Here is an 11,911-nt window from a genome sequence, read left to right as displayed (position 1 = left end):
GACAGGAGAAATAAGAGAGTTTATCTCATTTTGCAAATGAGAGAGTTTCTCTGTTATTGGCTTTTGGCTTGGCAGCCAAAGTGGGAGGTCATCGGCATGGCAATCATTCTCGTATTGGCGCTTGTCGCCGCCGCGATCGGCAGCGGGCTCGTCGCCGGCACGTTCTTCGCGTTCTCGACCTTCGTGATGCCGGCGTTTTCGCGCATACCGACGGAACAGGGGATCGCGGCGATGAACTCGATCAACGTCACCATCCTGCGCTCCCCTTTCATGATGCTGTTCGTGCCGACGGCCATTCTCTGCCTGTTGATCGGCGTGCTCGCGGTGATGAGTTGGCGGGAGGGGGCGAGCCTCTGGATGCTCGCCGGCGCCATCATCTACATCGTCGCCTCCTTCGCCTCGACCATCATCTTCAACGTGCCGATGAACGATGCGCTGGGGCAGGTTTCCGGCAACGGCCCCGAGGCCTCCGCGCTGTGGCAGGGCTACCTTCGCGACTGGACGTGGTGGAACCATGTGAGGACTGTGGCCTCGCTGCTGGCATCGGCCGCGTTCGTCCGGGCATTGATGCTGATCTGATCGCGAAATCGGCGCCTGTATCGCTAATGCGCCAATGGTTTCAGATGTTTGCGCTTGCTTAGCGGCGCGGCGGCGATATCGTGCAGGACATGGAACATATCGAAGTCTTCCGCCGTCTTGGCGTGGCACTTGCCATCGGTCTGCTCGTCGGCGTCGAGCGGGGCTGGACCGAGCGCGACGTGCGCGTCGGCGGACGCACCGCCGGGCTTCGGACGTTCGGCCTCACCGGCTTCCTCGGCGGCATTGTCGGCACGCTGCAGCCGCTGACCGGCCCGTTCTTCCCGGCCACGATCGCGGTGCTTCTCGGCGTCGTCTATATCGCCGGGAAGTGGCAGGAGGCGATCGAGGACAAGGATTACGGCATCACCTCGATCATCGCCGCCCTTTGCGTCTTCGCGCTCGGCATGCTCGCCACGCTTGGCGATCTCATCACGGCGGGAGCCGGCGCGGTCGTGGTGACAGTCGTGCTCGCGGCCCGCACAAGCCTTCACGGTTTCCTGCAGGGGCTGACTTGGGTGGAGCTCCGCTCGGCGCTGATGCTGCTTGCGATGACCGTGATCGCGCTACCTCTGCTGCCAGACAAGCCGCTCGATCCCTGGGGCGCGCTCAATCCCTACGCGCTCTGGCTTCTGACGATTACCATCGCCGCACTCTCCTTCGCCGGCTATGTGGCGATCCGGCTCATGGGATCGAGCCGCGGGATATTGCTTGCGGGTGCGGCCGGCGGGCTTGTCTCGTCCACCGCGCTGACGCTCTCCTTCGCGCGTTACTCGATGGAAGCGCCGCAAGGAGCGCGGCATCTGGCGGCGGGCGCGGCGATTGCCGGCGCGCTTTCCTTCGCGCGCGTTCTCGTCATTGCGAGCGCCCTTTCGCTCAGCATGCTGGCGCCGCTCTCGTCGGCGCTCGTTCCCGCCATCATCGGCTTCCTGGCGACCAGCCTGTTTCTAGCCTGGCGATCAGGCTCAAGCACGCAGGCGCCGGAGATCGGGCTCACCAATCCGTTCGAACTCAAGACGGTGATTTCCTTTGCGCTGCTGCTCGGGCTGATCAGCCTCGTCTCGAAGATGGCGACCGAATATGTCGGCGCATCGGCGCTCTATGTCGTCGCGGCCATCTCGGGTCTTGTCGATGTCGATGCGATCACGCTCTCCACCGTGCGCCTCGTCGGCTCGGCGATCAGCGCCACGACGGCGGCCGATGTGACGCTGATCGCGGTTTTCGTCAACATGGTCACCAAGGTCGCGCTGGCCTTTACGGCGGGCCGCCGCGAATATGCCGTGACGCTCGGCCTCGCCTCGGCGGTCGCCATCCTTTTCGGCGCCGTCGGATATCTGTCTACGCGCGGGATTTGGGCCGTCTGAGGCGGCAGGCTTGCCCAGCATACCGCCGCAGCCCTTCCCGCCTTATCCGTCGTTGCGCTCGCAGAAGGTCAGGCGATTGTTGAAGGGATCGATGACCTCCATCTCCAATCCCCATGGCGCCTCCTGAAGCCCCGGCTTCATATAGCGGTAATGCTTGGCCGTGAGCTCCGCCTGATAGGCGCGAACGCCTTTCACCGGCACGAAGGCCCTGGCGCCGGGGCTGGCGTCTCCCGAGTGCTCGCTAAGATGCAGGACCATGCCGCTTCGCGAGACCTGGCAATAGAGCGGGAAATGTTCGCCGAAGCGGTGCTCCCAATCGAGCTCAAACCCCAGGAAGCCGCAGTAGAACTCCTTGGCCTTGTCGACGTCGAAGATACGAAAGATCGGGATCGGCGGCTCTATGCCGACCGCAGGCGGCGATGCCGTCGTCTGTTCGAGTTTCGCAGACAGGATGTTCCATTGTTCGAAGCCGAACTGGCGGGCGACGATCTCCAGCGTCTCGCTGTGAGAGAGATCGACATCGCGGTCGGCAAGTGCCTGGCGCAACGCCTTGGCCATCAGTTTCGCATCGCGAAAATCACGCATGTTGCATTCCCTTCGTTGGCGGCGAACAGGACGATCAGTGCCCGCGTCTGCTGACCCGTTCGCCATCAATCGCCAAACGGCAAGGGATGTGAAGGATATGCTTGGATGCATTCACCATCGTGCTTTCGCACCGCGGGGCGGCTGGCTGCATCCGGCCAACCCGACCATACGAAGGGAATTGCCGACGATCAAGAGGCGGTGCGGGCTGTGTCCGTGGGGACTGCCTGCAGGTGGCTCGCAAGCTCGACGCGGTTGCGGCCGGCGCGCTTGGCGGCGTAGAGCGCCTTGTCGGCGGCAGTCAGCATGGCGTCGAACGGCAGCGGCTTGGTGCGGCCGGAAGCGACGCCGACGCTGACGGTGCATTTGCAGATCTCGCCGTCGATATCGAGCTCGCGCCCCTCGAAGGCCTTGCGGATGCGCTCGGCCACGACTTCGGCGCGGCCGGGCATGACCTCGTGTAGGACCATCGCGAACTCTTCACCGCCGAGACGCGCAACCGTGTCGCTCAGCCGGCAGCTCGCGGTCAATTCGGCCGCGAAGACCTTCAGCACGCGATCGCCGACTGTGTGACCGAAGTTGTCGTTGATCGATTTGAAGTGGTCAATGTCGAAGACCAGCACAGCCGTGGTCGGCCCCATGACGCCGGCGCCGTGGCGATCGAACAGGGCACGGCGATTGAGCAGGCCGGTCAGCGGATCGGTTGCCGCGTCGATGCGGTGGCGGGCGGCCATGCGCCATTGGTGCAGCGCCAGAGACAGCGCGCCGATGCCGGTCATGCTGGCGATGCAGACGGCGAGGCTCAAATCCTCCGACCAGTTGTCGGGTGCCGCACCCAGCACAAGCTTGCCCTGATAGATCAGGACGGCGGCGCAAAGCACGAAGGAGAAGGCGGTCAGGCAGTAGAGGCTGGTGATCCCCGTCAGCGGGACGATCGCTTCGGCGCGTGCCCGCCAGTATTGGTAGGCCGTGGCGAACAGGAAGGAGGCGATGGCGATATTGTCAATGATGAAGGACAGGCCGTCATAGCCGAGCAATATCGGCACCGAGGTCGCCACCGCCGCCAGAGCACCGAAGGCCGCGATGCGCGCGTGCGGCAATGCCCCTGTCCGGAACTGAAAGCCGGCGCCCCATACCGTCGCGAAGCCGGGGAACAGAAGTGCAAAACAGATGGTGCCGACGATTGCATCAGGCGTGTCGACATAGATTCCATACGCAACAATGCCGCTGACGATCAGGATCAGGCCGACGCCGCAGGCCAGCAGAAATGTTTCGGTCCGCCGGGCAATCCAGCTCGCCAATAAAGTAATGGCGAGACAAGTCGCCGAGACCGCCAACGCGGTCAGCAATGAATTATAGTCAAGCGTCATGCTTTGAACTTCGTGGCTTCTGCCGCGCTTTCGTTTTCAGAAAATGGAATTCGCCCGACAGCGAATGTGTTATCAATTTCGTTAAAAAAACATGTATTTAAAGCTTAGATGTTAGCGCAATAACATATCCCCGCGGATATGCATTCTCCTTCCAGTAAAAAATGATGGGTTTACGAGCGCCGTTAGCGCTCGATATCCCAATGAAGCGGGAACATGGGGTCGAATACCGTGACCGGACCGGCTCCGGTCTCGATCTTGGCCGGGAACGACACGGGTTCGGCGCGCTTCACCAGCGTTATTACTTCCTCGTTTATCGGAAGGCCGTACCAGGCCGGACCGTTCAGCGAGGAGAAGGCCTCCAGTTTGTCGAGGGCGTTGTCCTGCTCGAAGACATGCGCAAGGCAGCTCATCGTGTTGATCGACGTATAGATGCCGGCGCAGCCGCAGCCGCACTCCTTCAGCGGGTCGACATGCGGCGCGGAATCGGTGCCGAGGAAGAAGCGGGCGTCGCCGCTGGTGGCTGCCTGGCGCAGCGCCACACGGTGGTGTTCGCGCTTGGCGACCGGCAGGCAGTAATAGTGCGGGCGAATGCCGCCGACGAGGATGGCGTTGCGGTTGATGATCAGATGGTGGGTGGTGATCGAGCCGGCGAGATTGCGCTCGGCCGACTTGATGTAATCGATGCCGTCCTTGGTGGTGACGTGTTCCATCGTCACCTTCAGCTCCGGCAGGCGCTTGCGCAACGGATCAAGCACGGTTTCGATGAAGACGGCTTCGCGGTCGAAGATATCGACGTCCGACGTCGTGACTTCGCCATGGACGCAGAGCGGCAGGCCGATCTTGGCCATACGCTCCAGCACCGGCATGGCCTTGTCGATATCGCGTACGCCGCCATGCGAATTGGTGGTGGCGCCGGCGGGGTAGAGCTTGACGGCGGTGATCAGGCCGCTGGCCTTGCCCTTCTCCACATCATCCGGATCGGTGTGCTCGGTCAGATAAAGCGTCATCAGCGGCTCGAAGCGGTCGCCCTTCGGCAGTGCGGCCATGATGCGGCCGCGATAGGCCTCGGCATCCGCTGTCGTGACGACCGGGGGCACGAGGTTCGGCATGATGATGGCGCGGGCGAAGTCGCGGCTTGAATCGGCGATCACGCCTTCCAGCATGGCGCCATCACGCAGGTGAAGATGCCAATCATCGGGGCGGCGGATGGTGATCGATTGCATGACTGTAACTCCGGCAAGGCTGCGCTTTAGGGCTCAGCCTTGGGAATTACATCCAAGCATGGGGGATGGCAAATGGTTTGCCCGTCGCAGCCGGGCAATTCGAGATCAGGCGATCTCGAGCGTGACGTCGGCGCGTCGGCGATTGCCGAGAATGAGGCGACCGTTCGGAAGATCGTTCTCATAGACCTTGCGAGCAGACTCTTCCTCGCTGAGCTTGTAGCCGCGCCAGCGCGCCCACAGCCGCTCTTCCAGAACCTCGATCGGTGGGGCGAGCATGATCGAGTAATCGAACACGCCTTCGAGCTCCGCCCACTTACCGAGGCTGAAGAGCAGATAGTTGCCCTCGACGATGATGAAGCGATGCTCCGGGCCGATGGGACGCGCCGAGGCGATGGCGAGCTCACGCGAGCGATCGAACACCGGTACAAGCACTTCCTGATCGGCCAGGCGAACGGCGCGGATGATATCGAGGAAGCCGCGCACGTCGAAGGTCTCGGGGATGCCCTTGCGGGCAAGCTGGCCGCGCTCGATCAGGATGGCATTGTCCATGTGGAAGCCGTCCATTGGCAAGACCGCGGCCGTTTCGCCGCCGGCGCGCAAGGCGTCGGCGATGTGGTCTGCCATGGTGGATTTGCCGGCGCCGGGCGGGCCGGCGATGGCGATCAGAAAGCGCTTCGCGTCGCCGGCGCGGGCAAGAACCTCGCCGGCGATATCCTCGATCGTCATCGTCATGCGGCAACTGGCTCCGTAGGAACTGACTTGGCGCCGGTCATGAAGGCGACGGCATCCGACATTGTGTATTCCTTCGGATTGATCACCGTCAAGCGACGCCCGAGGCGGTGGATGTGAATGCGATCGGCCACCTCGAAGACATGCGGCATGTTGTGCGAGATCAGCACGATCGGGATGCCGCGAGAGCGGACGTCGAGGATGAGTTCCAGCACGCGCCGGCTCTCCTTGACGCCCAAGGCCGCCGTCGGTTCGTCGAGGATGATGACCTTGGAGCCGAAGGCAGCCGCACGGGCAACCGCCACACCCTGGCGCTGACCGCCGGAGAGGGTCTCGACCGCCTGGTTGATGTTCTGGATGGTCATCAGGCCAAGCTCGGTGAGCTTCTGCCGCGCCATCTTTTCCATCGCCGAATGATCGAGCTTGCGCATGACCTTGCCCATGAAGCCCGGTTTGCGGATTTCGCGGCCGAGGAACATGTTGTCGGCAATCGACAGCGCCGGCGACAGGGCAAGGTTCTGGTAGACGGTCTCGATGCCGGCCTTTCTGGCTTCCATCGGCGAATGGAAGTTGATCGGCTGGCCCTCGAGGCGGATCTCGCCTTCATCGGGGCGGATGGCGCCGGAAATCGCCTTAATGAGCGAGGACTTGCCGGCGCCGTTATCGCCGATCACCGCCAGGATTTCGCCCGGGTAGAGATCGAAGTCGGCATGATCGAGGGCGGTAACGCGGCCGTAGCGCTTGACGAGACCACGCGCCATGAGAAGGGGTTCGGTAGCCATCAGCCTGCTGCCTTTCTGATCCACTGGTCGATTGCGACGGCGACGATGATGAGGACGCCGATCAAGAGGTAGGTCCATTGCACGTCCGTGCCGAGCAGGCGCAGACCGAGCGAGAAGACGCCGACGATGAGCGCGCCGAACATCATGCCGAGCACGGAGCCGCGGCCGCCGAAGAGCGAGATGCCGCCGATCACCACCGCGGTGATGCTTTCGATGTTGGCGAACTGGCCGGCGGTGGGCGATACCGAGCCGATGCGGCCGATAAGGGCCCAGCCGGCGAGCGCGCAAATGATGCCTGAGAGCACATAGACCGAGATCAGCATGCGCTTGACGTTGACACCCGACAGTTCGGCCGCCTCCGGATCGTCACCGACGGCATAGAGATGGCGGCCCCAGGGCGTGTGGTTGAGCACATACCAGAGGAAGGCCACCAGCAGCACCATGGCGATGACGCCATAGGTGAAGACCGCGCCGCCGATGCGGAAGGTGTCACCGAAGAGCTGCAGCAGCGGCGCCGTGGTTTCGATTTCCTGGGCGCGGATCGTCTCGTTGGCGGAATAGAGGAAGTTCGTCGCCAGAACGATCTGCCACATGCCGAGCGTGACGATGAAGGGCGGCAGCTTCATGCGGGCGACGAGCCAGCCATTGATGAAGCCGCAGATCGCACCGACGGCAAAGCCGCAGAGGATGGCGAGCTCGACCGGAAGGCCGTAGCGGAAGACAAACTGGCCCATGACGACCGAGGACAGCACCATGATGGCGCCGACCGAGAGATCGATACCGGCCGTCATGATGACCAGCGTCTGCGCGGCGCCGACGATGCCTGTGATCGCCACCTGCTGAAGGATGAGCGTCAGCGAGAAGGCGGAGAAGAACTTGGTGCCCAACAAGGCGCCGAAGATGACCAGCGACAGCACGAGCACGATCAGCGATACCGCCGATGGGCTCGAATGCAGGAAATGCCGGAATTTCTGAAGAAAACTCTTGTCGTCCGTGTCGAACGAGGCGACGTCGGTCGAACTGTCCTTGAGGACTTTTTCGTAATCGTGATGCGGTGCGGCTGTTGTCGGCTCGCTCATGGAAATCCTCCGCGTGGCCCCACTCCCGAAGGGCATCCCGCCGATGCAGGCGAGACGTGGGTAGGCTGCACTCAATTCGGTGCGCTGTCAAAGATGAGCAGGGTGCGGGGACGCGCTTGGCGCATCCCCGCTTTCGTTGTCAGGCGGTCAGGGCATCAGCCCCAGCACTTGCCAAGGCCTTCCTTGGTGTCGATCGACTTGACGCCAGAGACCGGCTTGTCGGTGACGAGCGTCACGCCGGTATCGAAGAAGTTCTTGCCTTCGGTCGGCTTCGGCTTTTCGCCGCTGTCGGCGAACTTCTTGATCGCCTCGATGCCAAGCGCCGCCATCTGCAGCGGATACTGCTGCGAGGTGGCACCGATGACGCCATCAGCAACGTTCTTGACACCAGGGCAACCGCCGTCGACGGAGACGATCAGCACGTCCTTCTCACGACCGACAGCCTTCAGCGCTTCATAGGCGCCGGCTGCAGCCGGTTCGTTGATGGTGTGGACGACGTTGATGGTCGGATCCTTCTGGAGAAGGTTTTCCATCGCGGTACGGCCGCCTTCTTCGTTGCCGTTGGTGATGTCGTGGCCGACGATGCGCTTGTCATCCTCGTCGCCGATCTTGTTCGGGTCCTTCGGGTCGATGCCGAAGCCCATCATGAAGCCCTGGTCGCGGAGCACGTCGACCGACGGCTGCGACGGCGTCAGGTCGAGGAAAGCAACCTTGGCGTCCGCGGCCTTGTCGCCCAGCGTTTCCTTGGCCCACTGGCCGATAAGCTTGCCGGCGAGCAGGTTGTCGGTGGCAAAGGTCATGTCGGCGCTGTCGATCGGCTCAAGCGGGGTGTCGAGCGCGATGACAAGCAGGCCGGCGTCGCGGGCCTTCTTCACGTTCGGCACGATGCCCTTGGTGTCGGAAGCGGCAATCAGGATACCCTTGGCGCCGTCGGCGATGCAGGTCTCGATCGCGGCTACCTGGCTTTCAGAGTCACCATCGATCTTGCCGGCATAGGACTTCAGGTTGACGCCGAGTTCCTTGGCCTTGGCGGTCGCGCCTTCCTTCATCTTGACGAAGAAGGGGTTGGTGTCGGTCTTGGTGATCAGGCAGGCGGAGACATCCGCAGCCTTTGCGGGCGCCGAGAAGGCGACGCCGAGGGCCAGCGCGGCGAGCGCTGCGGAAAGCACTGATTTCTTCATTTACTCCTCCCAGAGTGTAGCCGGACCGCCCCATGGCTGGCCGGAATTTTAAAGCACGAACACCGCCTTCGAATACCGCCGATGGCTTCCTCCAAGCCGTTTCGTGCTGTTTACGGTGCTAATTAAGGGCGAAAGAATTTGGCTTGTCAATAAATAAATCCAATTGAATTATTAATTCCTTGTGGCATGCTCGGCGAAAATAACGCATAGGCCGATCAAGGGAGGAATGGCCAATGTCGTCGATGAGAGGTCCGGTTCACTTGCCGGCCCAGCTGCCAGGCGTCAGTCCGGCAGGCGGTGCGAACCAGGTTCGGGTTCGCGCATACAATGAAAGATTGGTGCTTTCGCTGGTGCGCCTGCATGGTGCCCAGTCGAAGGCCGATATCGCGCGCCGCACGGGCCTTTCGGCGCAAACCGTGTCCGTGATCATGCGCGTGCTTGAAAAGGAAGGGCTGCTTTCGCGCGGCGAGCCGATCCGTGGACGCGTGGGCCAGCCCTCGGTGCCGATGCGGCTCAATCCCGATGCCGTCTATTCCTTCGGCGTGAAGATGGGACGACGCAGCGCCGATCTGGTGCTGATGGATTTCGTCGGCAAGATCCGCATGCAGCTGCATGTCACCTACGCCTACCCCCTGCCCGACCTGTTTCTCGACTTCATCGTGTCCGGCATACAGGAGCTGGAAAGCCGGCTCAGTGATGACGAACGCAGCCGGATCGCCGGCGTCGGCATCGCGGCACCGTTCGAATTGTGGAACTGGGAAGAGGAAGTGGGCTCGCCCAAAGGCGCGATGGACGTCTGGCGCGATTACGACCTGCATGCCGAGGTGGCGGCGAGCCTCCCCTACCCCGTCTACCTGCAGAACGACGCGACCAGCGCCTGTGGCGCGGAACTCGTCTTCGGCATCGGCCCGCAACATCCCGATTTCGTCTATTTCTTCATCGGCTCCTTCATCGGCGGCGGCATCGTCTTGAACTCGGCGATCTTTTCCGGCCGCACCGGCACGGCCGGCGCGATCGGTCCCCTACCTGTGCGCGGCAAGAATGGCGAGACGCTGCAGTTGCTCGAGGTCGCCTCGATCTTCGTGCTCGAAAACATGCTGCGCGAGCGTGGCATCGATCCGGAGCCGCTCTGGTATTCGGCCGACGACTGGATCGATTTCGGCGAGCCGCTTGAGTTGTGGATCCAGGACACCGCCAAGGCCCTGGCGCAGGGCATCGTCGCGGCCGCCTCCATCATCGATTTCAGCGCCGCCGTCATCGATGGCGGCTTTCCGGGCTGGGTCCGCGAGCGGATCGTGCAGGCGACGATCTACGAAGCGGACAGGCTCGACCTGCAGGGCGTCGTGATGCCCGATATCAGCGAGGGGGCGGTGGGGGCGCATGCGCGCGCCATCGGCGGTGCAAGCCTGCCGATCTTCGCCCGCTATCTCACGGACCAGAACGTGCTCTTCAAGGAGGTGGAGAATGCTGAAGGGACTTAACCCGATCCTGAGCCCCGAGCTGCTCTCGACGCTGCGCGCCATGGGCCATGGCGACGAGATCGCCATCGTCGATGGCAACTATCCGGGCCTCGAAGATGCGCGTCGGCTGATCCGGCTCGATGGGCACGGCATCATCCCCGTGCTCGATGCCGTGTTGAGCGTGTTGCCGATCGACGAGTTCGTACCGGAGGCGATCTTCCGCGCCACCGTGAAAGGCGAGCGAGACAAGCTCGACCCCGTTCATGAGGAGATGATCGACTGCTGCGCGCATTACGAGCCGCACCGGCAGGTCGTGCCTCTGGTGGGGCCGGATTTCTACAACAGGGTGAAGGCGGCGCATGCGCTGATCCAGACCAGCGAGCCGCGCCTTTACGGCAATATCATCCTGCGCAAGGGCGTGATTCATCCGGGCAAGCCGGGCGACAAGAGCAAGGCTCAGGTCGACCCGTTTCCCTACTAAAGGATCAGCCGGCGATCAGATTTCGCCGGCGAGCGGCCCCCAGACATCCGTCAGCGCGAAGCCGCCGGGGTGTGGATCGAAGGGATCGAGCGCCACCTGCGACAGGCCGAAGGTGAAGCCGCGCCCCGTGATCGTCGGGATGACGGCGGGGCGGCCGGCGACGGTGGTCTCGGCCAGAAGCCCGACCTCGAATTCGGAATCGATGATCGAGCGCGACTTGAAGACATCGCCGACCTTGGCCTTGCCGCGCGCATGCAGCGTCGCGAGGTTGGCGGAGTTGCCGGTGCCGCAGGGCGAGCGATCGGCGCGGCCCGGCCACATGGTGGTGCAGGTGCGCACCGTGCCATCGGCTTCGAGATCGCGGAACATCACATAGGCGACGCCGGAGATCGCCGGGATTTCCGGATGCACCACCTCAATCTCGCGGTTGATCTTTTCCTTGATCACCATGCCGGCGCTGACGAGGGCGGCGGCATTGGACTTGGCGATCGTCAAGCCGATCTGGCCGACATCGACGAGCGCGTAAAAGATGCCGCCATAGCAGAGGTCGAGCTTGATGGTGCCCCACTGCTCGGTCTCCAGCGAGACATCAAGCTCGTGCACGAAGGACGGCACCATTGTCAGTTTGACCTTCTCGCAGCGGCCATCGCGGCAGGTGGCGGTCGCCTTGACGAGGCCGGCCGCCGTTTCCAGCGTGACTACCGTTTCCGGCTCGTGCATCTCGACGATGCCGGATTCGAGCAGCGCCGTGGTGACGCAGATCGAGTTCGAGCCGGAGCTTGCATGCGCCTGATCGGGCTGCAGGATGATGAAGGCGGCATCGGCATCCGGATGCTTGGGCGGCAGCAGCAGATTGACGGAGCCGATCGGCGCGCCGCGCGGCTCCAGGCACAGGAAGCGGCGAAGCTCCTGGCCCTTCGGATCGGTGTTGAGCCAATGCAGCTGCTCGGCAACCGTGTTGCCCGGGATCTTCGGAACGCCGCCGATCGCGACCTTTCCGATCTCACCTTCGGCATGGACATCCAGAAGCTGGATCGTGCGCTTCCATCTCATTGGTGTCTCCCATCATCCTTGCCGGCAGAGC

12 protein-coding genes are annotated in these 11,911 nt (G+C 62.9%); 4 read left to right on the top strand and 8 right to left on the bottom strand.

Annotated elements, in window-relative coordinates; all coding sequences use genetic code 11:
• The first annotated feature begins 96 nt into the window (after positions 1-96).
• Together ACODTZ_RS09540 and ACODTZ_RS09535 are read left to right on the top strand one after the other, a co-directional pair.
• Positions 97-579: an anthrone oxygenase family protein gene (locus tag ACODTZ_RS09540; protein ID WP_112981995.1), complete on the top strand. Its 483-nt coding sequence runs from the start codon at positions 97-99 to the stop codon at positions 577-579.
• Positions 580-668: 89 nt separating this feature from the next.
• Positions 669-1,940: an MgtC/SapB family protein gene (locus tag ACODTZ_RS09535; protein ID WP_489025459.1), complete on the top strand. Its 1,272-nt coding sequence runs from the start codon at positions 669-671 to the stop codon at positions 1,938-1,940.
• A 42-nt stretch (positions 1,941-1,982) separates the two neighbouring features.
• Here the strand turns inward: ACODTZ_RS09535 and ACODTZ_RS09530 are convergent, their stop codons facing one another.
• From ACODTZ_RS09530 to ACODTZ_RS09500, 7 genes are all read right to left on the bottom strand, one after another.
• Positions 1,983-2,525, bottom strand: a complete 543-nt coding sequence (locus tag ACODTZ_RS09530) for a glyoxalase superfamily protein (RefSeq protein WP_489025339.1) — start codon at positions 2,523-2,525, stop codon at positions 1,983-1,985.
• A 188-nt stretch (positions 2,526-2,713) separates the two neighbouring features.
• Positions 2,714-3,892, bottom strand: coding sequence for a GGDEF domain-containing protein (locus ACODTZ_RS09525; RefSeq protein WP_489025337.1), 1,179 nt, complete (start codon positions 3,890-3,892; stop codon positions 2,714-2,716).
• 182 nt (positions 3,893-4,074) lie between these two features.
• Entirely contained in the window at positions 4,075-5,115 is a 1,041-nt protein-coding gene (gene pyrC, locus ACODTZ_RS09520; protein ID WP_489025335.1) for a dihydroorotase, read from the bottom strand.
• 105 nt (positions 5,116-5,220) lie between these two features.
• Positions 5,221-5,847, bottom strand: coding sequence for a nucleoside triphosphate hydrolase (locus ACODTZ_RS09515; RefSeq protein WP_111561617.1), 627 nt, complete (start codon positions 5,845-5,847; stop codon positions 5,221-5,223).
• On the bottom strand, positions 5,844-6,626 hold the full coding sequence (locus ACODTZ_RS09510) for an ATP-binding cassette domain-containing protein (RefSeq protein WP_111561616.1): 783 nt from the start codon (positions 6,624-6,626) through the stop codon (positions 5,844-5,846). Before ACODTZ_RS09510 ends, ACODTZ_RS09515 begins: the two co-directional genes overlap by 4 nt.
• Positions 6,626-7,705, bottom strand: a complete 1,080-nt coding sequence (locus ACODTZ_RS09505; protein WP_489025332.1) for an ABC transporter permease — start codon at positions 7,703-7,705, stop codon at positions 6,626-6,628. The genes ACODTZ_RS09510 and ACODTZ_RS09505 overlap by 1 nt, the downstream gene beginning before the upstream one ends.
• 155 nt (positions 7,706-7,860) lie before the next feature.
• Positions 7,861-8,886, bottom strand: coding sequence for a sugar ABC transporter substrate-binding protein (locus ACODTZ_RS09500; RefSeq protein WP_018898260.1), 1,026 nt, complete (start codon positions 8,884-8,886; stop codon positions 7,861-7,863).
• A 233-nt stretch (positions 8,887-9,119) separates the two neighbouring features.
• Here ACODTZ_RS09500 and ACODTZ_RS09495 point away from each other — a divergent pair, with 233 nt between their 5' ends.
• Both ACODTZ_RS09495 and ACODTZ_RS09490 read left to right on the top strand, forming a co-directional pair.
• Positions 9,120-10,367 carry an ROK family transcriptional regulator gene (locus ACODTZ_RS09495; protein ID WP_489025331.1) on the top strand — a complete coding sequence of 416 codons (1,248 nt, stop codon included), beginning with the start codon at positions 9,120-9,122 and terminating at the stop codon, positions 10,365-10,367.
• The gene (locus tag ACODTZ_RS09490; protein WP_018898258.1) at positions 10,351-10,827 is read left to right on the top strand and encodes an RbsD/FucU family protein; all 477 of its coding nucleotides are present in this window, start codon (positions 10,351-10,353) and stop codon (positions 10,825-10,827) included. Before ACODTZ_RS09495 ends, ACODTZ_RS09490 begins: the two co-directional genes overlap by 17 nt.
• A 15-nt stretch (positions 10,828-10,842) precedes the next feature.
• Here the strand turns inward: ACODTZ_RS09490 and ACODTZ_RS09485 are convergent, their stop codons facing one another.
• Positions 10,843-11,880 (bottom strand): proline racemase family protein, encoded by a 1,038-nt coding sequence (locus ACODTZ_RS09485; protein ID WP_209189024.1) that lies wholly within the window; start codon positions 11,878-11,880, stop codon positions 10,843-10,845.
• Positions 11,881-11,911 lie beyond the last annotated feature (31 nt).

Source organism: Rhizobium sp. FG113 (assembly GCF_057809895.1).
Note: the sequence above shows the minus strand (reverse complement) of the source record. Positions and strands in the feature narration are given on the sequence as shown.

What these genes read in the sequence shown, in the direction of transcription:
- ACODTZ_RS09490 (WP_018898258.1), top strand. Translation starts at nt 10,351, where the DNA reads ATGCTGAAGGGACTTAACCCGATCCTGAGCCCCGAGCTGCTCTCGACG.
- ACODTZ_RS09500 (WP_018898260.1), bottom strand. Translation starts at nt 8,886, where the DNA reads ATGAAGAAATCAGTGCTTTCCGCAGCGCTCGCCGCGCTGGCCCTCGGC.
- ACODTZ_RS09485 (WP_209189024.1), bottom strand. Translation starts at nt 11,880, where the DNA reads ATGAGATGGAAGCGCACGATCCAGCTTCTGGATGTCCATGCCGAAGGT.
- ACODTZ_RS09530 (WP_489025339.1), bottom strand. Translation starts at nt 2,525, where the DNA reads ATGCGTGATTTTCGCGATGCGAAACTGATGGCCAAGGCGTTGCGCCAG.
- ACODTZ_RS09495 (WP_489025331.1), top strand. Translation starts at nt 9,120, where the DNA reads ATGTCGTCGATGAGAGGTCCGGTTCACTTGCCGGCCCAGCTGCCAGGC.
- ACODTZ_RS09505 (WP_489025332.1), bottom strand. Translation starts at nt 7,705, where the DNA reads ATGAGCGAGCCGACAACAGCCGCACCGCATCACGATTACGAAAAAGTC.
- ACODTZ_RS09535 (WP_489025459.1), top strand. Translation starts at nt 669, where the DNA reads ATGGAACATATCGAAGTCTTCCGCCGTCTTGGCGTGGCACTTGCCATC.
- ACODTZ_RS09525 (WP_489025337.1), bottom strand. Translation starts at nt 3,892, where the DNA reads ATGACGCTTGACTATAATTCATTGCTGACCGCGTTGGCGGTCTCGGCG.
- ACODTZ_RS09515 (WP_111561617.1), bottom strand. Translation starts at nt 5,847, where the DNA reads ATGACGATGACGATCGAGGATATCGCCGGCGAGGTTCTTGCCCGCGCC.
- ACODTZ_RS09540 (WP_112981995.1), top strand. Translation starts at nt 97, where the DNA reads ATGGCAATCATTCTCGTATTGGCGCTTGTCGCCGCCGCGATCGGCAGC.
- pyrC (WP_489025335.1), bottom strand. Translation starts at nt 5,115, where the DNA reads ATGCAATCGATCACCATCCGCCGCCCCGATGATTGGCATCTTCACCTG.
- ACODTZ_RS09510 (WP_111561616.1), bottom strand. Translation starts at nt 6,626, where the DNA reads ATGGCTACCGAACCCCTTCTCATGGCGCGTGGTCTCGTCAAGCGCTAC.